Source organism: Gordonia sp. w5E2 (genome assembly GCF_036540975.1).
GTDB lineage: Bacteria > Actinomycetota > Actinomycetes > Mycobacteriales > Mycobacteriaceae > Gordonia > Gordonia jacobaea.
Map to the genome: position 1 here is coordinate 3,630,818 of NZ_CP144213.1, position 25,340 is coordinate 3,656,157.

A 25,340-nucleotide genomic window follows, 5' to 3' on the forward strand; every position below is an offset into this window, starting at 1 on the left:
GAGGCGTCAGCAGGTATCCAATGTTGCTGATGTGACTGGTGTGAAAGCGTTATATGCGTGTCACCGGTCGGCGATTACGTCGTCGTGTCGCAGCCTCTACAGGGGCGTCTGCCCTTCGCGCCGACTAATCGGCCTCCATCGCTTCGATGAGGCTCTTCGGGCGCAGGTCGGTCCAGTTCTGCTCGACGTACTCGAGGCACGCGGCCCGGCTGTCCTCTCCGAACACCTTGGTCCATCCGTCGGGGATGTCGGCGAATGTCGGCCACAGGGAGTGCTGGTTCTCGTGGTTGACCAGGACGAAGAATCGTCCGTTCTCGTCGTCAAAGGGATTCGTCATTGTCGCTTCCTTTCCTCACCATCGTCTTCGATGTTCGTTATATGTTGCTCGTGCGTGTTGCCCGCCAGTCGCAGAGCCAGGACCGGCCCGATGACAGCGAGTGCGTCCGCATTCGCCATGCCGAGGTGGTCGGCGTCGACGTCTACGTTGACAACGTCTCCGTCGACGTGTGGTTCCCACGACCGCGCGACAGCGGATGGGTCTTCCTTGTCGCGTGTCGCCGTGAACACCAGCAGCGAGCCGTCGAACCGGTCGGGGCGGAATTGCTCCACCAACTGCTCACCACCCGCGAAACTGTCCATCACCCACTGCACCTGCTCATCACGCAGCAGTCCCAGCGATGCGATCTTGTCCCGCACGATCGCTGCGACCTCATCGGCAGAGCTCGCCTCAATATCTTCCCCGAGATCGAATAGGTCGCGCCAGCCCCCCAGCAAATCGCCGACGAACTCGCCGCCGGGACGCACCCGCTCGGCCGACTCAGACCCGTTCACCTGGTCGACGGACACCGGCGCCGAGTCCATCACGCCGAGGAAGGCGACCTCCTCGCCTGCTTCCCGCAACGCCGTGGCCATCGCGTACGCGACATATCCACCGAGCGACCATCCGAGCAGGTTGTACGGCCCTTCCGGCTGCACACGACGGATCTCGGCGAGGTACCTCTGCGCCAGCTCTTCGACAGACGAGGCAAACGGTTCTCCGGACACGGCGTGCGGGTCCTGCAGGCCGTACACCGGCCGATCGGCCAGGTAGGGCACGAATCCGCCATAGAACCACGCGAGTCCGCCCGCCGGGTGCACACAGAACAGCGGAGGCTGTGAGCCGCGCGCGAGCTCGATGAGAACCTCACCTGCCGGCGCGGTGGCGCCTTCGATTCGGGCCGCGATCCCGCGCGGCGTCGGATCGTTGAACAACCAGCCGAGTTCGAGATGATCGCCGTGCACTCGCCGCAAGAGACCGAGTGCACGGGTCGCCGACAACGAATCGCCGCCGAGGTCGAAGAAGCTGTCGGTCGCGCCGACGTTCTCGACGCCGAGGATCTCGCCGAACACCTCGGCCACCGATTCCTCGATCGGCCCGACCGGGTCCACACGAACCCCGCTCGGGCGCTGCGGTTCGGGAAGCGCGCGCTTGTCGAGTTTGCCGACAGCCGTGAGCGGAAACGCATCGAGCACGGTGATGCTCGACGGCACCATATGGGCGGGCAACCGTTGCGAGAGAAAGTGCCGCAGCGTCGTCGACACGGATTCCTCGGGATCGCTGAGGGAATCATCGGGGCCCGGGGAATCGTCGAGCACGACGTACCCGGCGAGCGCTGTCGCCACCGCTCCCCCGACTCCGACGACGACGGCCGATTCGACCTTCGGATGAGCCGCCAGGGCCGCCTCGATCTCACCCAGTTCTATTCGCAGACCGCGAAGCTTGACCTGAGCGTCGCTTCGACCCGCGTACTCGAGTGAGAGTTCACCGGTCTCGTCGCGCTGCCAACGGACGACGTCGCCTGTGCGGTACATGCGTTCGCCTGCGGCGCCGTTCGGGTGCGCGACAAACCGCTCCGACGTCAGTCCCGGCCGATCGAGATACCCGCGAGAGAGCGGTAGTCCGGTGATGTAGAGCTCTCCGGAGACTCCCTCGGGTACGGGATGTAGGCGGGCGTCGAGGACTTCGAACCCTGTGCCGTTGATGGGACCGCCGAGAAGCACTCTGGCACCCGGCCACGTCGGCCGCGCGAACGTCACACTGATCGTCGTCTCGGTCGGACCATAGATGTTGTGCAGGCTGAGGTGGCCCGACCAACCGTCGACGATCGACGGCGGCACGGCTTCGCCGCCCACGGCGACCCCCGCCAGATCCGGCAGTGCAGCCGGATCCATGGTCGACAACACGGTCGGAGTGAGGAACGTATGTGTCACCGCACGTTCTCGCATGAACTGCTCCAGTGCCTCGCCACCGACCGCGTCCGCGGGGCGGTATGCGATCTGGCCGCCGAACGCTGCAGCGAGGAGGTACTCCAGCACCGAGGCGTCGAAGCTCGGCGACGCGAAGCCCAGCACAACCGGCTTCTCGACCTGCGGGAAGCGGGACGATTCCGCTGCGGCGTAGTTGGCCAGGCCGGAGTGCGTGACGCTCACACCCTTGGGCCTTCCGGTCGATCCCGAGGTGTAGATCACGTATGCCGTGTTGTCCGGTCGCACCGGCTTCAGGAGCTCGTTCGCGGCGAGCGACGTGGTGTCCTGTGACGAGATTGCGCGCGAGACGGCCGGGTCGTCGAGGTCGACCCAGTCGAGTCCCGGCCGCGTCGGCAGCGAGCGCGAGCGGGTCAGGCCCAGTACGGCGCCGGAATCCTCGACCATCGTCGCAACTCGTTCTGCGGGATAGTCCGGATCGATCGGCACATACCCCGCGCCGGTCTTGGCGACTGCCCAGATCGCGGTGAGCAATTCCGTGGAGCGTCCGATCGCCAGACCGACGAGCGACTCGGTCCCGATCCCACGTGCGATCAGCCACCGCGCGAGGCGAGTGGACTCGGCGTCGAGTTCGGCGTAGGTCAACTTCGAACCGGCAGCGTCGCTGACCGCTGTGCGCGGTCCGTATGCCGCTGCGGCTTCGGCGAACAGGTCGGCTAGCAGCCGCGGTCGTGCCCCTTCACCACCGTCGACCGGCGTGAACTGTGCCCTCTGTTCGTCGGTGACGAGGGTGATGTCGGCGGTGAGGCGTGTCGGGTCAGCGGCCATCTGGCGCAGGATCTCGACCAGCGCGGTGCTGAATACCTCTACCTGGTGATCGTCGAATGCCGCAGGCAGATACTTGAGCGTGAGCGAGATCCGCCCGCCCGGCAACGGAGCCGTCGCCATGTTGAGCGGGTAGTGGGTCGCGTCGGTGCCATCGAAGTCGAGGATCTGCAGGCCCCCGGTCTGTGCGGGGTCGGCGGTCGCGAGCGAGTCGCCGTCCACCGGGTAGGACTCGTGCACCGTGAGGGTGTCGAACAGCAGGGGGACGTCGGCAAGCGCCATCAGTTCGGTCAGTCCGATGTGCTGGTGGTCGAGCACGGTCACCTTCGCCTGCTGCAGACGCGCGAGCACGTCCGCGACGGGTGCGTCCGGGTCGACGTCGACGACGGCGGGCACGGTGTTGATGAACAGGCCGACCATCGACGCCACGCCTTCGAGATCTGCGGGGCGGCCCGAAGTGGTCTCACCGAATGTGACGACCCGGTTCCCGGTCAGTCGAGACAACAACACAGCCCAGGCCAGTTGCAGCACCGTGGCCACGGTTGCGCCCTGCGCCCTGGCGAGCCGCTCGATTCCGTCGACGATCTGCTCGTCGAGCAGCGCGGAGTGATCGCGCGGAAGCATCTCTCGAGCACCGGACACGCCGGGAGCCACGAGGGTCGGACCGTCGACCGGCGCGAGCACGCCCCGCCACGCCGCCCGAGCGGCATCGGGGTCGGCGAGCGCGATGCGGCGCGCATGATCGCCGAAGTCGCCACCACCGGGTTGTGTCCCGGTGTATGTCGACCCGGTCGCGTAGAGCGCGAGCAGGTCGGCGAGGACGAGCGGACCCGACCATCCGTCGATCAGGATGTGGTGATTGGTGACGATCAGGTGCGCGTCGTCGCCGTGGCGGACGAGCGTGAAGCGCATCAGCGGGGCGGACTCGAGATCGAATCCGCGACGTCGCTCCACGTCGGCGTACTGCTCCACCGCCGACATGTCATCCCCGGCCGACGACGCCGATACCTCGACGACCTCCCACGGCACGGCGACCGTCTCGGGGATCACCGTGACCACGGCGCCGCTCCTGCAACGCACGAACGCCGAGCGCAACGCCCTGTGGTGATCAAAGAGTGCTGCTGTCGCACGACGAAGCCGCTCGACGTCGATGTCCCCGCCGAGGTGGAGGATTCCCTGCACCACGTAGACATCGACCGCGTCGTCGCCCGCGAGCTCTGATTGGACGTGCAGACCCCTTTGGAGCGGCGTCATCGGCCAGACGTCGGCCGAGCCGAAACGGTGCGCGAGCTCGTCGAGGTCGTCCTGGGTCACGCCGGTACCGGGCACGTCCGAGGGCGATAGTCCCGGCCCGCCGGGCTGTCGCGCCGCGGCGGTGACCGCGGAGAGTTCGGCCGCCCATCGATCACCGAGATCCTCGATGTCCGACCGAGAGAATGCGCCACTCGGGAACAGCAGGTCGGCCGACAGTTCGCGGCCGCTGTCGGTCGTCGCGGTGCCGACGTTGACAGAGAGCGTGTTCATCGCAACCATGCGACCCGACACCGACGCGGGCAGCGCGGGTGCCGCGGGATCGGCGGTGAACGGCAACACCGCCGCGTCGTCGCTGCCGCGGACGCCGGCTCCGAGGTAGTTGAACGCGATACCGGGCAACGCGGTCTGCGCCAACCGTGCGTCACCGTTGCGCGAGAGGTTGTTGCGCAGCAGGCCGAATCCCAGACCGTGCTCGGGCTGCCCGAGGCGTTCCTCCTTGGCCGCCTTGACGGCGTGCACGACGTCATCGCCGGGGTCGACGACGATCGGGGCGATCGACGTGAACCATCCGACGGTGCGGGAGAGGTCAGCGGTGCTCGGCGACGAGCCGTGGGCGAGCACGTCCTCGTAGCGTCCGTGGCCTTCGACCAGGATCGATACCGGAGCATCGTCGACGATTCCGCGAGCACGCTGCCACGACCTGATCGCGCGCGCCAACGCACCGAGCAGAGCGTCGTTGACATGGCCACCGAACTGTTCGGGGACGCTGGTGAGTAGCGCCTCCGTGTCCGCGGTGCCGACGGCGACGGTCACCGTGGAGAGTGTGGCGAATCGATCTCGGTCGCGCTCGACGGTGACGCCGAGATCGGTGGGCTCGCGGTCGACGCGCGCCAGCCAGTAGTCGACCTCGCCCTCGTGCTCCGCGGTGCGTTCGGCCAGCGCGGAGTGCCACGCTCGTGCCGAGGTGACCTCGGGACGCAACGTCGCGACACCACCGCTTTCCGACGCCGCCCACGCCGTGATCAGATCCTCGATGAGGATCGGCCACGAGACCGCGTCCACGCCGAGGTGATGGATCGCGAGCACCACCCGCGCACCGTCGGCTCCCACGACGTGTGCGGCGGACACCAGGACCCCGTCGGCCGGTGACAGCTCACGCAGTGCGCGAGCATGTGCCGCCCGCACCGCGGCAGCGAATTCCGGGCTGCCGCCGGCTGCATCGACCCGCTCGCCGACGACACTCGGTGTGGCGTCGGATCCTGCTGTGGCCACCCATTCGCCGTCGACGTACCGCAGTGTCGACGACAACATCGGGTGTGCCGAGACAACCGTCGTGAGCAGTCGCCGCAGCCTCTCGGTGTCGAGACCTTCGGGCGCGATGAGTGTCATCGACTGCGAGAAGTCGGCGAAATCGTCTGGCTCGTCGGACAATTCGATCACCCACGCAGCAACCGGCGAGACCGGAACGGCACCCGTCGGCCCGTCCGGCAACTCGGCGAGCATCGGGAGTCGTTGTGCATCGGCTGCTGCTGCCACGGCAAGAGCGCGCACCGACTTGTGCTCGAAGATGTCGCGCGGGGAGATCGGAAGGCCTGCTGCACGTGCGGCCGACGAGAGCGTGATGGCGAGGATCGAGTCACCGCCGAGCGCGAAGAAGGAGTCGGTCATGCCGACCTTTTCGACCCCGAGCACACCGGCCACGAGGCCGGCCAGAGTCTCCTCGGCGGGCGTCGCCGGCACGACGTCGTCGCCGCCGACGCCGTCGATCGTGGGCTGCGGCAGTGCTTGTCGATCCAGTTTGCCGTTCGCGGTCAGCGGCAGACGATCGATCGGCATGATGATTCCGGGAATCATGTACGTCGGCACCGCGCGCGCAACCGAGTCGCGGACCTCGTCCACGTCTATCGAGTCGATCCGGTCTGCGACCACATAGCCGACGAGTTGCTCGCCACGTCCGGGGATGTCGACGACCGTTGCCGCGGCAGCGTTGATGCCGGGGGCAGCGGCCAATGCTGCCTCGACCTCGCCGTACTCGATGCGGAAGCCACGCAGCTGCACCTGCGCATCACCGCGCCCGAGATACTCGATGTCGTCGCCGATGCGGCGGGCGAGGTCGCCGGTGCGGTACATCCGTTCGCCGCCCGGATCGAAGGGGTCGGCGACGAACCGCGTGGCGGTGAGCTCCGACCGTCCCCGGTAACCCCGCGCCAATTGGCCACCCGTGACATAGATTTCGCCGACGACGCCCGGCGGGACCGGATGCAGTCGCGAGTCGAGGATGTGAATGCCCAACGAGCTCAACGGCCTACCGATCAGCGAGCTGTCGCCGTCGAGGACCGACGCTCGGTCCATGGGCCGGATGCTGACATGCACCGTGGTCTCGGTAATGCCGTACATGTTGACCAGTTGAGCTGTGTCCGAGGGGTTTTCGGTGAACCAGCGGTCGACCTGATCGAATGCGAGCGCCTCGCCGCCGAACACGATGTAGCGCAGGGCGAGATCAGGTCCGACGCGCCGTCGAGCGTCGATGAGTTGGTAGAAGGCGGACGGCGTCTGGCTCAGCACCGTCACCCCTTCGCGGCCGAGGAGTTCGACGAATGCGTCCGGGTCACGTGCGACGTCGCGGTCGACGATGACCAGACGCGCACCCGACGCGAACGGGCCCCACAGTTCCCACACCGAGAAGTCGAACGCATAGGAGTGGAACATGGTCCAGACGTCGGTCGGGACGAACTCGAAGTCGGTCGCGGTGGTGTCGATCAGGGTGAGCACGTCGCGGTGAGTGATCTGCACGCCCTTGGGCTTGCCGGTGGATCCGGACGTGTAGATGACGTACGCGCCGGAGTCGGGTTTGATGACCGGCGTCGGCGTGGGCAGACCGGTCCCCTCGCCCACCAGGTCGTCGACGTCGACGGCCGCGACGGCGTCGGGCAACTGCCCGAACAGCTCGTGATCGACGGTCGCGGCGTCGGTGATGATCAGGTCGATGGCGGCGTCGGCGACGATATAGGTCAGGCGTTGCACCGGGTTCGTCGTATCCAACGGGAGATAGCCCGCACCCGCCTTGAGGACACCCAGAATGGCGACGGCGAGGTCGACGGTGCGTGCCGTTGCGACACCGACGAGATCTCCCGCGACGACGCCGCGCTCGACCAGTGCCGCGGCCACTGCCGTCGACCGGCGGTCGAGTTCGCCGTAGTCGAGCGACTGTCCGGCCGCGCTGACTGCTGGCCGGTCATGGTGTGCGCGTACGGATTCGGCGAACAGGTCGACGAGGCTCAGGTCTGCGCGCGGCGTGTTCGTTATCGGCGCCGGAAGTGCGGCGAGCGTCGCCTTCTCGTGATCCGACAGCAGCACGACGTCGCCGATCGGCAGGCTCGGATCGGCGGTGCAGCCGTCGAGCATCCGGACGAACCGGTCGGCGATCGTGTCAACCGTCGAGCCATCGAAAAGGTCTGTGGCATAGACGATCTGTGCCGTCCACGGCTGACCGTCGGGAGCGTCGGCGATACCGAAGGTGAGGTCGACCTTGGCCGGGGTGTGCTGCGGCGCGATGGGCGAGATCTGCACTCCGGCAACATGTGTGGCGTTCAGTTCTGCCGCGAACTCCGGCAGCACCGACTGATGGAACGTGAGCAGCACCTGGGTGAGGGGCGCGAACGCTTCCGAGCGCACCGGGTCGAGACGATCGATCACCGCTTCGAACGGCACGTCGGCGTGGGCGAACGCGTCGAGGTCTGTGGTCCGCACAGACTCGAGTAGATCGGCGAACGATGCACCGGGGTCCACGTCGCTGCGGAGTACGAGGGTGTTGACGAACATGCCGACCAATGCGTCGAGATCACGTTGTCCGCGACCGGCAATCGGTGTTCCCACCGTGACATCGGTCGTGGCGGCCAGTCGGGACAGGAGCGCAGCGAGTGTCGCGTGCACGACCATGAACGGTGTCACACCGTGCTCGCGTGCCACCGCCGACACCCGGCCTGCGATGGCGGCCGGTATCGCGAACCCGACCTGCGCGCCCCGCTCGGAGGCGACGAGGGGTCGCGGACGGTCGGTCGGCAGTTCCAGCACATCCGGTACGCCTGCCAGCGCGTCCTCCCAGTAGGACAGTTGACGCGCGACCACCGACGTCGGGTCGTCCGGCCGCCCGAGCACCTCGTGCTGCCAGATGGCCACATCGGCGAACTGCACCGGCAGCGGCGCGAAGTGCGGTGCCGAGCCTGTCGCGCGCGCCGCATACGCCGCCATCATGTCGCTGACCAACGGGCCCATCGATTCGCCGTCGGCAGCGATGTGGTGGGCCACCAGCGCGAACACATACTCGTCCTGCGCGGACCGCCACACGCGGCACCGCAGCGGCTCCTCGACACTGACGTCGAAGCCGTCGGTCACCGCGGCCTCGAGCTGTGCGGCGGAGTCGACGACGCCCCAATCGAGGCGGTCCGACACGGTGTCGACGCCGCCGATGATCTGCACCGGAACGCCGTCCACCGCGGGGAACACCGTCCGCAGCACCTCGTGACGCTCGACCACGTCGACGACGGCTGCCCGCAGCGCAGCGAAGTCGACGTCGCCGCTGAGCCGAAGCAGCACCGGGACGTTGTAGGTGCTCAACGTGGGATCGAACTGGTTGATGACCCACATCCTGGCCTGCGCGAACGACAGCGGAATGCGGGCCGGACGGGGCACGACCGGCACGACCGGCGAGAGTCCCGGCTCACGCTGCGCCGCAAGCGCGGCGAGACCGCGCACGGTTGGCTGCTCGAAGACGTCGCGCACGGTGATGTCGGCGTCGAAGAGTTCGGAGATCCGCGCAGCAACGCGAGTGGCCGACAACGAGTTGCCGCCGAGGTCGAAGTAGCTCTCCGTGACGCCGATGGTCTCGCTACCGAGCACCTCGGCGTAGACGGCGGCGACACGCTCCTCCGCGTCGGTCGCCGGTGCGACGCTGCTGTGCTGCTGCGCTTCTTCGGCAGGCGTGGGCAGCGCGGCGACGTCGATCTTGCCTCCGGGCGTGTGCGGTAGAGCATCGAGCACGGTCAGACTCGCGGGAACCATGTGCGAGGGAAGCCGCGTGGCGATGTGGTCGCGGATGGCCGCGACATCGACGTCGGGTGATGCCACCACGTACCCTGCCAGCGCGCTCGCGACGGCGCCTCCGACACCGATGACCACCGCGGCGTCGACGTCGGGGTGGGAGGTGAGTGCCGTCTCGATCTCGCCGAGTTCGATCCTCAGCCCGCGCAACTTGACCTGTGTGTCGATGCGGCCGGCGTACTCCAATTCGCCTGTGGCGGTGATCCTGACGAGATCGCCCGTCGCGTACAGGCGCGCGCCCGGTGTCGAGCTGAACGGATTCGCGACGAACGCCTTCGCGGTCAGTCCGGGGCGTCCGAGGTAGCCGCGCGCGAGCGAGTCGTCGGCGCTGAGATACAACGCACCCGTGACGCCCTGCGGCACGCGGTGCAGTCGCGAATCGAGAACATACGCGGCGAACCCGCGTATCGGGCGTCCGATGGTCACCGGCAGCCCGCGCTCGACCACGGCCGCTGTTGCCCACACCGTCGTCTCCGACGGCCCGTAGAGGTTGAGCGTCCGGAGATCGGGATGAGCCGACGCCCACCTGTCGATGAGTTCGGGTGGGCACGCCTCGCCCGCCGATGCGAGATTCCTCAGGCTCGCACCGAATTGCGGGTCGACGGTGGCGAGCACCGTGGGGGTGATGATCGCGTCGGTGACGCCGCCGCGTTCGATGACACGGCCGAGCGCGTCCGACGCGTACTCATCGGCGCCTGCGATCACCAGGGTGTGGCCGAGGCCGATGCCCCAGAGCATTTCGAGTATCGACGCGTCGAAGCTCGGCGATGCGACGTGCAGCACCCGGACGTCGGATGCCGTTGTCGAGGTCCCGGAGATCTCCGCGAGTGCGTCGACGAGATTGGCGATGCCGCGCTGGGCGACGCCGACCGCCTTGGGGCGACCTGTCGATCCGGAGGTGTAGATGAGATACGCGAGATCGTCGAGTCTCACCGGTGCGCGGCGCTCGTCGTTCGTGACGGGACCGTCTGCGACCCCGGGTGCGATCAGGGCGTCGATATCCATCCAGGTGCACGGCGATTCTCCGAAGCCGGGGATGGTATCGCGGTCGCTGATCCCAAGGGTTGCACCGCAATCGGCCAGCATGAAGGCGATGCGGTCCTCGGGATACGACGGCGCGATGGGCACGTACGCTGCCCCGGTTCGGAACACACCGAAGACGGCGACAACCGAGTTGATCGAGCGGTTCATGCCGACGGCGATCACGTCGCCGGGTCCGACACCCGCGGCGATCAGCCTTCGGGCCACTCGATTGACCGCCTTCTCGAATTCGTCGTAGGTGAACTGCTGGTCACCACAGATCAGTGCGGGACGGTCCGGATCGATGACGCGGTCGTCGAGGATGTCGACGAGTACACGCGGCGTCGAGACACCGCCATCGGCCGCAACGCCATTGGTGCCCAACGAGTTCCGACTCCGCACCCCGAGTGACACCACCGTGTCGTCGTCGACCGCGAGGTCGATGTCGCCGACGGCGATCCGGGGGTGTGCCACCATCGATTCCAGCACCGTCAACCAGCGATCGGCGAAACCGCGCACCGTCGATTCGTCGAATAGTGCGCTGGCATAGATGAATTCGGCAGTCATGGGCGAGACGGCGCGTCGGTCTGCCACGCCGACCGTGAGGTCGAATTTGGCTGTTGGCGCAGCGATGTCCAGCGGTTCGGCGACCAGTCCCGCCGCCTCTATCTCGGCCCGCGGATCGACGTCGCCCGACACATGGGTGAAGGCGATCTGCACGAGCGGCTCGAATGCGGTGGAACGCGCGGGCGACAACTCGTCGATGAGATCCTCGAAGTTCACGTCGGCATGCGCGAAGGCATCGAGATCGGTGGTGCGCACCGACGCGAGGAAGTCCTCGACGGTCAGCCCCGGATCGACCTCGGTGCGCAGCACCAACGTGTTGACGAACATCCCGACGAGATCGGCGAGGGCGGAGTCGGTACGGCCCGTGATCGGGGTTCCGATGACGACGTCGTCGGTGGCGGCCTCGCGCGACACCGTGATCGCCAGCGCCGCATGGAGGACCATGAAGCCGGTGATCTCGTGTTCCCGCGCGAAGGCCTCGATACGGGTCGCCAACGCGTCGTCGACGGTCAGCGAGACCACACCTGCGTCGCTGTCGCGCACCGATGGCCGCTGCCGATCCCTCGGCAGGTCGGTGACGATCGGCAGTGCCGCGAGTTGCGTTCGCCAGTAGTCCATCTGGCTACCGATCGGGCTCGACGGATCGTGCACGCTGCCGAGGGCAGCCTGCTGCCAGAGCGCATAGTCGGCGTACTGCACCGACAGCGGGGCCTGCGCGGGCACGGCCTCGCTGGTGCGGTGAAGGTAGGCGGCGAGAAGATCGCCGACGAGTACCGGAACCGATCCCCCGTCGAACGCGATGTGATGAACCGTGAGTGCCAGCTCATGCTCACCGTCGGAGACCCGCAGTACCCGACCCCGGATCGGGAGTTCACGCGTGACATCGAATCCCGTTGTGGCAGAAGTGATCAGCTCATCACGATGAGAGGCGACACCCCAATCCACCTCGTCGCGTGCCTGCGCGGCGGCAACGATGTGCTGCACGGGGCCGTCACCTGCATCCGGGTAGATCGTACGCAGCACCTCGTGACGTTCGAGAACGTCGCCGACTGCTGCGGACAGGGCGTCGAGGTCGAGACTTCCCTTGAGGCGCAGCACAAGTGGAATGTTGTAGGACGCCGACGTCGGGTCGAATCGGTTGATGAACCACATGCGCGACTGCGCCGCGGACAGTGGTACCCGCGCCGGTCGTGCCACCGCTGTCACGCGGGGCAGCACCTGGTCGCGACCTTCGATCGCTGCGGCGAGTTCTTCGACGGTAGGCGCATCAAACACATCACGCACCGACACCGACACCCCGAACACATCAGCCACCCCAGCAGCCACCCGCATCGCCGACAACGAATTACCACCCAACAAGAAAAACGACTCCCCCAACCCCACCCGCGACACACCCAACACCCGCTCAAACACCTGCGCCACCAACACCTCCGACGACGACACCGGCGCCACAAACCCCACCTCCGGCACCACCACCGGCGGCAACGCCCGACGATCCAACTTCCCCGAACTGTTCAACACCAACTCATCAGTCACCACCCACACCGACGGACACATATAACCCGGCAACACCCCAGACACATACTCACCCACCACATCCACATCCACCGACCCCGGCGACACATACCCCACCAACTGCTGCCCACCACCACCATCAACCACCGCACACACCGCATGCACCACACCCGGCGCCGCAGCAACCACCGCCTCCACCTCACCCAACTCCACCCGCTGCCCACGCAACTTCACCTGAAAATCCGTACGCCCCAAATACTCGATCTCCCCACCAACACCCCACCGCACCAAATCACCCGTCCGATACAACCGCGAACCCCCACCACCAAACGGATCCGCCACAAACCGCTCAGCACTCAACCCCGCACGCGACGCATACCCACGCGCCACCTGCACACCACCCAAATACAACTCACCAGGCACACCAGGAGGCACCACACCCAACCGCGCATCCAACACATACGTGGTGGTGTTGCTGATGGGCTTGCCGATGGTGACGTGGTCGCTTCCCGTCACGTCGACGTCCGTCACGTCGACCGCGGCCTCGGTGGGACCGTACAGATTGTGAATCCTGGTGTCCGGCAACTGTGCGTGTGCCTCGAGTGCCACCGCGGTGGGCAACGCCTCACCGGACGTCAGCAGCCATCGCAACGACCGGAGTTGTGTAAAGCTCTGTGCCGGAACCACATCGAGGAACACCGACAACATCGACGGCACGAAATGCACCGACGTCGCCCGCGTCGCCCCGATCAACTCCGCCAGATACAACGGATCCGCATGACCACCCGGCCGCGCCACCACCACCTGCGCACCAGACATCAACGGCGCGAACAACTCCGGAACCGACACATCAAACGTCACCGGCGTCTTCAACACCACCCGATCGGCGTCGGTCAGTGAGAAACGGTCGATGCACCACCACAGGCGGTTGGCCGCGGAACGGTGCGAGACGGTGACACCCTTCGGCCGACCCGTCGACCCCGACGTGAACAACGTATACAACGCCGCATCACCCGACAACGACCCCAACCGCTCACCATCAGACACCGCAGCCACCGACACATCCACCGACCCCGACGCATCCACCTCAACCACCCGCACACGATCACCCAACTCCACCACCGCCGCAGGCACCGCACCCGCAGCAACCACCACCACACCCACCCCAGCAGTACCCACCATGTACTCCACCCGCTCCACCGGCGCCTGAGTATCCAACGGCACATACTGACCACCCGCAGCAACCACCGCATGAATAGCCACCACAAACTCCACCGACCGCTCCAACGACACCCCCACCGCCACCTCAGGCCCCACACCCACACCAATCAACTCACGCGCCAACACCGCCACCCGCGCACCAAACTCCGCATACGACACCACCCGACCCTCACACCACAACGCAGGCGCACCCGGCGACCGAACCACCTGCGCCGCAACAGCATCAGCAACCGTCTCGACGGTCGGCTCCGTAATCGGCCCGGTCGCGGCGGACAGGACGGCAGCCGTTTCGGCAGGCGAGATCAACGTCGTGTCGCCGACGGCGTCTGCCGGGGCCGCCGTCAGACCGGCCAACAACGCGAGGTAGCGGTCGGCGAACGTCGAGATGGTCGCGTCGTCGAACAGGTCGGTGGCATAGACGATCGAGCACTGCCAGTCATCGCCCGAAGGCGCGGTTGTCACCGTGAGCGCGAGGTCGAGTTGCGCCGGGACACTTGGGACGTCGACCGGCTCGACCTCGAGCGCGTCGACACGCACCGTGGGATCTGCGACCGCGCCCGCCTCCATCGAGAGCATGACCTGAGCCAGCGGCGCGAATGCCTCGGAGCGCACCGGATCCAGCGCGTCGACGATGGTCTCGAACGGAACGTCCGCGTGGGTGAAGGCATCGAGGTCGGTCACCCGGATCCGGTCGAGCAGATCGACGAACGACTCGGCGAGGTCGACCTCGCTGCGCAGGATGAGAGTGTTGACGAACATCCCGACGAGCGGATCGAGCACTGCGTGTCCGCGCCCGGCAACCGGTGTCGCGACGGCGATGTCGGTGCTTCCCGACAGGCGCGCGAGCAGTACCGACAGCGCGGCGTGGACAACCATGAACGAGGTGACGCCGCGTTCGGCCGCTGTTGCGGCGATTCGATCCGCGATCTCCGCGGGGATGGCCACCTGCATGCGAGCACCGCGATGAGTGGCGACTCGCGGGCGTGGACGGTCCGTCGGCAGATCGATGACGTCGGGGAGTCCGGCGAGCTCTGCGACCCAGTGGGCGAGCTGTCGCCCGACCACCGATTCAGGATCTGCTGGATCGCCGAGGACCTGGTGTTGCCAGATCGAGTAGTCGGCGAATTGCACTGCCAGCGGGACGAATTCGGGCGTCGCGTCCGCCGAACGTGCGACATACGCAGTGACCAGATCAGCGACGAGCGGACGCATCGACTCACCGTCCGCCGCGATGTGATGGGCGACGAGGGCAACGATGTGCTCGTCGGGGCCCACCGGTGCCACGCGCACCCTCAGCGGCAACGATTCGGTGACATCGAACCCGGTGCTCACCGCGTCGGCGAGCGCCTGTTCGTCCGAGACGACGGCCCAGTCGAGTTCCGCCGCGACGCGGTGCGCCGGGTGGATCACCTGCACCGGGGTTCCGTCGATGGCGGGGAACGTCGTCCGCAACACCTCGTGACGAGCGACCACATCTTCCACAGCGCGGCGCAGCGCGACGAGATCGAGCTTCCCGCGAAGTCGCAGGAGCGCCGGGATGTTGTAGGTGGCGGTCCCGGGTTCGAACTGGTTGATGAACCACATCCGCGACTGCGCGAACGACAACGGGATCTCCGACGGCCGTGGCGACACGGCCTCGATCGGCGCGAGACCGCGATCCCGAGTCGTCACGAGGTCGACGAGTTCTTCGACGGTAGGCGCATCAAACACATCACGCACCGACACCGACACCCCGAACACATCAGCCACCCCAGCAGCCACCCGCATCGCCGACAACGAATTACCACCCAACAAGAAAAACGACTCCCCCAACCCCACCCGCGACACACCCAACACCCGCTCAAACACCTGCGCCACCAACACCTCCGACGACGACACCGGCGCCACAAACCCCACCTCCGGCACCACCACCGGCGGCAACGCCCGACGATCCAACTTCCCCGAACTGTTCAACACCAACTCATCAGTCACCACCCACACCGACGGACACATATAACCCGGCAACACCCCAGACACATACTCACCCACCACATCCACATCCACCGACCCCGGCGACACATACCCCACCAACTGCTGCCCACCACCACCATCAACCACCGCACACACCGCATGCACCACACCCGGCGCCGCAGCAACCACCGCCTCCACCTCACCCAACTCCACCCGCTGCCCACGCAACTTCACCTGAAAATCCGTACGCCCCAAATACTCGATCTCCCCACCAACACCCCACCGCACCAAATCACCCGTCCGATACAACCGCGAACCCCCACCACCAAACGGATCCGCCACAAACCGCTCAGCACTCAACCCCGCACGCGACGCATACCCACGCGCCACCTGCACACCACCCAAATACAACTCACCAGGCACACCAGGAGGCACCACACCCAACCGCGCATCCAACACATACATCGACGTGTTGGCCACCGGAATCCCGATGGGAATCAAGCGATCTCGTGTGGTGACATCGGCGTAGCCGACTTCGACGGCGGCCTCCGTCGGGCCGAAGAGATTGTGGATCGACACGTCCGGCAACAATCGATGGGCTGCGGCAACGGTGGCAGGCGGCAACGCCTCGCCCGAACAGAAGACCCACCGCAGGGAGTCGAGTTCGCGAATACGTTGCTCGGGGACCACATCGAGGAACACCGACAACATCGACGGCACGAAATGCACCGACGTCGCCCGCGTCTGACCGATCAACTCCGCCAGATACAACGGATCCCCGTGACTACCCGGCCGCGCCACCACCACCTGCGCACCAGACATCAACGGCGCGAACAACTCCGGAACCGACACATCAAACGTCACAGGCGTCTTCAACACCACCCGGTCGCCCGCCGACCACGGATATTCGCCCAGTCCCCACCACAACCTGTTGAGCACGGAACGGTGCGAGACGGTGACACCCTTCGGCCGACCCGTCGACCCCGACGTGAACAACGTATACAACGCCGCATCACCCGACAACGACCCCAACCGCTCACCATCAGACACCGCAGCCACCGACACATCCACCGACCCCGACGCATCCACCTCAACCACCCGCACACGATCACCCAACTCCACCACCGCCGCAGGCACCGCACCCGCAGCAACCACCACCACACCCACCCCAGCAGTACCCACCATGTACTCCACCCGCTCCACCGGCGCCTGAGTATCCAACGGCACATACTGACCACCCGCAGCAACCACCGCATGAATAGCCACCACAAACTCCACCGACCGCTCCAACGACACCCCCACCGCCACCTCAGGCCCCACACCCACACCAATCAACTCACGCGCCAACACCGCCACCCGCGCACCAAACTCCGCATACGACACCACCCGACCCTCACACCACAACGCAGGCGCACCCGGCGACCGAACCACCTGCGCCGCAACAGCATCAGCAACCGTCTGTGCCGCGGGCACCTCGACCTGCGGCCCGACAGACCACCGTTCGACGGTCGCCCGCTCGGTGCTGTCGAGCAACGAGATGTCGGCAACCAACGACTGCGGTCGACCCGCGACGGTGCGCAGGATGACACCGAGCGCGTCGGCGAAGACGCGGATCTGCTCGTCGTCGAATGCGCTCGGCAAATACTTCAGGGTGATCGACAGTCCGCCATCGCTCATGGGCGACGTGACCATGTTCAGCGGGAAGTGGGTGGAGTCACTGACCACCACCTCGGCGATGTCGAGTCCTGTGCTCGACGGGTCGGTCGTCGAAATCGACTCGGTGTCAACGGGATAGGACTCGTGGACGGTCAGCGTGTCGAACAGGGCACCGTCGACACCGGCGAGCGCGATCAGCTCCGGCAGTCCGAGGTGCTGGTGATCGAGCACCGCGACCTTGGATTTCTGTAGTGCTGCCACCACGTCGGCGATCGGCATCGACGGGTCGACGTCGACGACCGCGGGCAACGTGTTGATGAACAGGCCGACCATCGACGCGGCGTCGTCGAGGTCGGCAGGTCGGCCGGACACGGTCTCGCCGAAAGTGACGACGCGTTCCCCCGTCACCCGTGACAACAACACCGCCCACGCGAACTGTAGAACCGTCGCCAGCGTCGAACCCTGCGCTCGTGCAACGGATTCGAGCCCGGAGACAAGTTGCGAGTCGACGACCATCATGTGGTTGCGCGGCAATGAGTGAGCGGTGGCCACCGCGCCGGGCGCGACGAGTGTCGGCCCGTCGACCACTGCGAGCACGTCACCCCAGGCCGCGAGCCCTGCAGCATGGTCGGCGCCCGCGATGCGCCGCGCGAAGTCGCCGAAATCGCGTGCCCCGGTGCGCTGTCCACCGGTGTACGTTCCCCCGGTGGCGTAAAGCGACAGCAGGTCTGCGAGGACGAGCGGACCCGACCAACCGTCGAACAGGATGTGATGGTTGGTGATCACGACCGTGACGCCACCCGAGTCACGAACCGCCACGACCCGTAGCAGCGGAGGCGCTGCGAGGTCGAATGGTGTGACGCGCTCGGCGGCGACCACCTCGTCGACCGCCGCGTGCCGCCGCGTGTCGTCTACCTCGCCCAGATCGATTGTGCGCCAAGGAACGTCGACCGACGGGTGCACGACGGCCACCACCGCACCGCCCGCGGTCTGCAGGTAACTCGTCCGCAGGGCGGAGTGGTGGGAGAACAGCCCTTCGACGGCGCGGCGGAGCCGAGTGTCATCGACGGGCGCAGCAAGGCGCAGAACGGCCTGTCCCACATACACATCCACGGCGTCGTCACCGCCTGCGTCGGCGAGCGCCGACTGCAGGAAGAAGCCGTGCTGCAGCGGCGTCAGCGGCCATATCGCAGCACCGGGATATGCCTCTACCACGGTATCGATATCGGCCTGCGTGATACCTGTGCCGGGCAGATCCGAGGGCGACGGCCCCGGATCACCGAGCACGGCAACCTCGGTGACGATTCCCTCGAGTTCGCGGAGCCATGCGGCGGCGAGAGCTGCGACATCGTGCTGGGTCAACACATTCTGCGCGTACAGGAAATCCGCGGACAGAGCACGTCCGTGCTCGCCTGGACGTACCGCGATGTTGACCGTGAGTACGTTCGTCGCAGGCATCATGCCGGACACGGTCGATGCCAGTGCTGGTGCGCGGGTGTCGACCGCGAACGGAACGTCGGTATCGACCTCGGTGACGCCCTGGCCGACCGCACCGAGATAGTTGACGCCGATCGCCGGAAGTTCGCAGCCCCACAACGGACTTCGCTGATCCGCGCGTAGTAGTCCGAAACCGATACCGTTGCCGGGTCGGGTCAGCCGCTCCTCTTTCGCTGCCTTGACGGCGTGAATCCCGTCGGTACCGGGATCGACGGCGAATGGCGCGATGGTCGTGAACCATCCGACCGTTCGCGACAGATCGGCCCGGCGTGGCTCCTCGGCGTCGAGGAGCACATCCTCGTAGCGTCCGTGCCCCTCGGTCACCATCGCGACGGGACCGTCTGCCGCAAGCCCACGATCGTCCTGCCACGAGCGCACAGCACGCGCGAGCGCGGCGATCAACACGTCGGCGGTGGTCGCGCCGAAGGCCGTCGGCAGGTCTGCGAGTACGGCCTCGGTCAGTTCCGGATCGAGTTCGACGGTCACCGGTGCGGGCGCGGCCTGACCGAGCGGAGTCGGGACGTCGAAACCCGGTGTGCGAAGTCCGACGCGAGGCATCCAGTAGTCGAGCTCGTCGTCGGCACGCACCGCGGTTGCCAGCGCGTTGTGCCAGGCTCGGGCGGAGGTCACCTCTGGCCGCAACGCCATCTGTGCGTCGGAGCTCATCGCACCCCATGCGGTGATGATGTCTTCGACGACGACCGGCCACGACACGGCGTCGACCGACAGATGGTGGATGGCGAGAATGACACGCGCGCCGTCGTTTCCGGACACGAGGACTGCCGCGATCACCCGCCCCGCAACGGGGTCGAGCTTGCCGAGGGCCGCCGCGTGCTCAGCACGGATCAGCGCCTCGAACTCCGTTGACCGAGTACTGACGTCGGCATGTACGGCCCGCACCTCTGCGCGCGAGTCGGGTGACCCAGCGACCTGACTCCAACCGTCGTCGGTGTGTCGGAGCTGCAGTGCGAGCATCGGGTGGACCGCCACGACGGCGTCGAGGACGGCCGCGAGCATGGCCGGACTCAGATCTGGAGGAGCGATCATCACCACGGACTGCGAGAAGTCGCGCAACCGCGCGGGCTCCCCTGCGGTCTCGAGCAACCACGCGGCCACCGGACTCAGCGGCACCTCGCCGGAACCACCGCCGTCCGGCTCGGGCAGGAGGGGCACGCTCGCCCGGTCGTCGCTGCCTGCGCGAGCCATTGCTCGAATCGTCTTGTGTTCGAAGATGTCTCGCGGCGACAGGGCCAAGCCCGCGTCACGGGCGGCCGACGCCAGTCGGATCGACATGATCGAGTCTCCGCCGAGCGCGAAGAACGAGTCGGTGACACTGACCCGGTCGATCCCCAGCATCCCTGCGACCACTGCGGCCAACTGACGTTCTGCGGTCGACGCCGGCTCGACGTAGTCGTCGCCGTCGGGGAGCTCCGGTGCCGGGAGTGCGCGTTTGTCGAGTTTGCCGACGGGCGTCAGCGGAAGCTCGTCGAGGACGGTGATGGTGGCGGGCACCATATGCGCGGGCAATTGCTGTTCAAGGTGTGCGCGCACCGCGGACAGATCGAGCCCGGCATCTGCCACCACGTAGCCTGCGAGCGCCGTGGCCACGGCACCACCCACGCCGATCACGACCGCCTCCGAGACATCCGGATACGACGACAAGACGGCTTCGACCTCGCCCAATTCGATGCGCAGACCTCGCAGCTTCACCTGGTCATCGCTACGCCCGGAATACTCGAGCTCCAGGTCGCCGTCCTCGGTGCGGCGCCATCGCACCACATCTCCGGTGCGGTAGAGGCGGTCGCCGCCACCGCCGAAGGGATCGGCTACATAGCGCGCAGCAGTCAGTCCTGCCCGGTCGAGGTAGCCGCGGGCAAGCGCGACACCACGGACGTAGAGCTCGCCGGGAACATTCACCGGAACGGGCTGCAACGCGTCGTCGAGGACCACCAATCCCACACCGCCGATGGGTCCGCCGATGCGCACCGGGTCGCCGACGCGGCGTCGGCTGTTGGCGACGGCGACCGACGTCTCGGTCGGGCCATAGGCATTGAAGAAGGCGACCTCGTCGGCCCACCGGTCGACGAGTCGCTGCGGCAGCGCCTCACCCCCCGATGCCAGGAGCTGCAAACCCGGGACGGCTGCGGGATTGATCGTCGCGGCAACGGTCGGCGTCATGAACGCATGCGTTACCCCGGCCTCGCGCATGAACTCTTCGAGCAATTCCCCGCCGATCGCGCCCTCGGGCCGATAGGCGAGCGTCGCTCCCCCGGTGGAGGCGATCAGCCACTCGAGGATCGACGCGTCGAAGCTCGGAGACGAATAGCCCATCACCACAGACCCTGCTTCCGCCCCGTAGCGGCTCAGGTCTGCTGCGTAGTTGTGGATACCTCGGTAGGTGACAGCGACACCTTTGGGCCGACCGGTCGACCCGGACGTGTAGATCACGTAGGCGAGGGCGTCGAGGTGACGCGGACGCACCAGCTCGTCCGACCTCAGAGGCGCCGAGGCGGGCTCAGCCGGACCCTGCCGAACGGCGACGACGTCGGAGACGATCGACCACGTCACCGAGGAGGGCAACTGCTCACGCAACTCCGATGTCGTCAGACCGAGGGAGACGCCCGAATCGCTCAGCATGTAGGTGATGCGGTCGGCCGGGTAGTCGGGGTCGATGGGTACGTACCCCGCACCGACCTTTGTCACCGCCCACAACACGGTGAGAAGGTCCACCGAGCGTCGAATAGCCAGTGCCACCAGCGATTCGGTGCCGACACCCTGCGAGATGAGCCACCGCGCGCAGGCATCCGACCGGGCGTCGAGTTCAGCGTAGGTCGCGACGGCGCCCGACCCGTCGGTGACCGCGGCGCAGTCGGCATACCGTGTGGCCACATCGGCCAGGACATCCGCCAGCAACCGCGGTGTTGCCGCCTCACTGCCGAAGATCGACGACATCTCGTCGTACTCTTGATCGTCGAGCAGTCGTGAGCGGCCTACCGGCAGCGCCGGTTGTTCGGTCAGCTCGGTGAGCAGTCGAACGAAACGGTGGGCAATCGACTCTGCGGTATCGGCATCGAAAATGTCTGTGGCGTAGACGAGTTCGCCAGACCAACCGTTACCGGTGTCCCTCAACCCGAACGTCAGATCGACCTTGGCCGGAATCTCGTCGACGTCGACCGGCTCCACGGCAAGGGCCGGAAGTCGTGCCGCGGCGATACCGCGTGCGGCGAGCTCGGGCATCGCGTTCTGATCGAATGTGAGCATGACCTGGCTCAGTGGCGCAAAGGATTCCGAACGTGGCGGGTCGAGCGCCTCGACGACGGACTCGAAGGGGAGGTCGGCATGCGCGAAGCCTTCGAGGTCCACACCGCGCACGCGATCGAGGAACTGGGTGAAGGTCAATGTGGGGTCGACGCCCACACGCAGGACGAGCGTGTTGACGAACATTCCGACCAGCGGATCGAGCACCGGCTGCCCGCGACCCGCGATCGGGGTCGAGATCGCGATGTCATCCGTCCCCGACAGTCGGGCGAGCAACGCGCTCAACGCCCCATGCACGACCATGAACGGGGTGACCCCGGACGCGCGTGCCAACTCGACCACACTCTCGGCCACGGTTGCCGGGACGTCGAATGACGCACGCGCACCACGCATCGACGCAACGGTCGGGCGCGGCCGGTCTGCGGGCAGGTCGAGCACGTCCGGCAGTCCGCGCAACTGTCGTGACCAGTAGCCGAGTTGGCGTCCGATGATCGAGTCCGTGTCGTCCGCGGAACCGAGAACGTCGTGCTGCCAGATGGCGTAGTCGGCGAACTGGATTTCCAGAGGCGCGAATTCCGGTGCGGCCCCGGCGGTTCTGGCAATGTAGGCCGTGATGAGATCCGTGACGAGCGGACGCAACGACTCGCCGTCCGAGGCGATATGGTGCATCACCAATGCGAACACCCACTGTCCGGGCGCCTGCGCCCACAGAGCGGCACGCACCGGCCAGCCCGTGGTCACGTCGAAACCCGTCATCGCGACGGTCTGCAGCTCCGACCACGAGTCGACGTCGCGCCACTCGAGTCGCTCATCGATCTCGTCGACACCGCCGATCACCTGAACCGGTTCGTCGTCGACTGCGGGGAACGTCGTCCGCAGCACCTCGTGGCGCTCGATCACGTCGCTCAGTGCTGCGCGTAGGGCCTGCACATCGAGATCGCCCTCCAGCCGCAGCAGCGCCGGAATGTTGTACGTCGGCAACGACGTGTCGAACTGATTGATGAACCACATGCGACTCTGCGCAAACGACAACGGAATTCGCTGCGGGCGCGGCAGTGCCACCACCGCGGGCAGACCGGCGGCACGCTGAGCCGACAGTTCGGCCAGACCGCGGACCGTCGGGGCATCGAACACGTCGCGCACGGAGAGGTCTACCCCGAGGGCGTCGGAAGCGCGGCCGACGATGCGGGCAGCGGCAAGCGAATTGCCGCCGAGATCGAACAGCGAGTCGGCGACGCTGACCCGTTCGAGATCGAGTACGTTCGCGACGATCTCGGCGAGCATCTTCTCGGTCTCCGTGCCGGGGGCGACGTACTCCGAGTCGACCACGATCTCGGGTTCGGGAAGCGCACGACGATCCAACTTGCCGTTCACCGTGAGCGGCAGACCGTCGAGCAGCATCACCACGTCGGGAACCATGTAGTCCGGCAGCAGCGCCGCGGCATTGGACCTGATCGCCGTCGGAGACACCTCGGCGCCCTCGCCGAGAACGGCGTAACCGACGAGTTGTTCGATTCCGTTCTCACGCGTCGTCACCGCAACGGCGACAGCATCCACCCCCGGGGTGGAGAGCAGCGCCGCTTCGACCTCGCCGAGCTCAATCCTGAAGCCACGCAACTTGATCTGGGCATCGGATCGACCGAGATATTCGAGGGTGTCACCGTGACGGATCGCGACGTCGCCACTGCGGTACATCCGTCGTCCGTCACCGGCGAACGGGTCCGCCACGAAGCGCACGCCCGTCAGTTCGGGGCGGCCGAGGTACCCCCGCGTCACCTGCGTGCCACTGACGTAGATCTCGCCGGGCGTTCCGTCCGGCACCGGCCGCAGGCGCTCGTCGAGCACGTGGATCTCGAGGCCCGGCAACCCGTCACCGACGTCCGATCCCTTTGCTGTCGAGACGAATTCGGGATCGAGCGCACGGAACGTCGAGTGCACCGTCGTCTCGGTGATGCCGTACATGTTCACCAGCACCGGCCCCGGGCGTCCAGCGCCAGCCATGCGATCGGCGTACCAGCGTGTCACCTGCGCGAAGTCCAGCGCCTCACCGGCGAAAACCATGTACCGCACCGACGATGACAACTCGTCGGAAGCGACAGACGTCTCGCCACGCGGCCGCACGGCGGCGGCGAGCTGATAGAACGCCGACGGCGTCTGCGACACCACGGTCACCGAGTGCGCCGCGAGCAGAGCCGCGAACTCCGCCGGGCTGCGCGTTGTCAGGTAATCCACGACGAGCAGACGTCCGCCGAACAGCAGCGGTCCCCACATCTCGAACACCGAGACGTCGAACGCGTACGAGTGGAACATCGTCCACACGTCGTATTCGGTGAAGCCGTAATGCTGTTGAGCTGCAGCCAACAACGCCACCACCGACCGATGTTCGACGACGACGCCCTTCGGCCTACCGGTGGAACCGGAGGTGAAGATGGCGTAGGCAGCCAGCCGCGGGTCGAGTGCGGCAGGCAATTCCCCCGACGCGTGACGCGAACGGTCGGAGAGCTCGGCCGTCGTGGTCAGGGCGACACCGAGGAGGTCGAGCGTCGCGTGGCCGCCCTCGCCCGAGATCACCACGACCGGGGCCGCGTCGTCGACGACCATCTGCAGGCGATCTGCCGGGTGCGAGGTGTCGAGTGGGAGGTAGGTCGCGCCGACCTTCAGGATGCCGAGGATCGCCACCATGACGTCGACGCTGCGGGCGGTCGCGAGTCCGACGACCGAGCCCTGTTCCACACCTGAGGCGACCAGTCCCACGGCCACGGCGTCGGAGAGCTCGTCGAGCTCCCGATAGGTCAGCTCGGCACCGGTGGTGTCGGTGACGGCGAGCCGACCGGCGAAGCGCCGCACCGCGAGTCGAAAGAGACCGGGCAACGACTGCCAGTCGTCCCCACCGAGTGTGTCGACGGCCGCCGCACGTATCTGCGCGAGATGCTGCTGCGTGAGGGCGGCCGAAGCGGCCGGGTCTGCGCCGGGTGTGGTCACCAATGGTGCGATGGTGGCTGCGACGGCGGCATCGGGGTCGATACCGCGTCCGGCGAACACCGTGGCCATCGGCGCAACGCGCGCTTCGAGCTCGCCGAACGTGAGCGTCGCCGGTGTGGACAGTGCGAGGGCATGCGGTTCGGTCCGTGCGGTTACCCCGATCAGATCACGTATACCGGGACGGCGACCCCACCCCGAGCATGTTTCTAGTGCGTTCGCGTCGATTCCCGTCACGGCTGTGTGGAGACCTT

At 66.8% G+C, this 25,340-nt stretch carries 2 protein-coding genes; both read right to left on the bottom strand.

What is annotated here, in order from left to right:
• Nucleotides 1-124: 124 nt before the first annotated feature.
• Complete coding sequence (locus tag RND64_RS16470; protein ID WP_049698840.1) at nt 125-337, bottom strand: MbtH family protein; 213 nt, start codon at nt 335-337, stop codon at nt 125-127.
• On the bottom strand, nt 334-25,323 hold the full coding sequence (locus RND64_RS16475) for a non-ribosomal peptide synthase/polyketide synthase (protein ID WP_331436168.1): 24,990 nt from the start codon (nt 25,321-25,323) through the stop codon (nt 334-336). Before RND64_RS16475 ends, RND64_RS16470 begins: the two co-directional genes overlap by 4 nt.
• Between the last annotated feature and the right edge of the window lie 17 nt (nt 25,324-25,340).

Excerpts from the sequence above, each read along its gene's own strand:
- RND64_RS16470 (WP_049698840.1), bottom strand. The coding sequence starts at position 337 with ATGACGAATCCCTTTGACGACGAGAACGGACGATTCTTCGTCCTGGTC.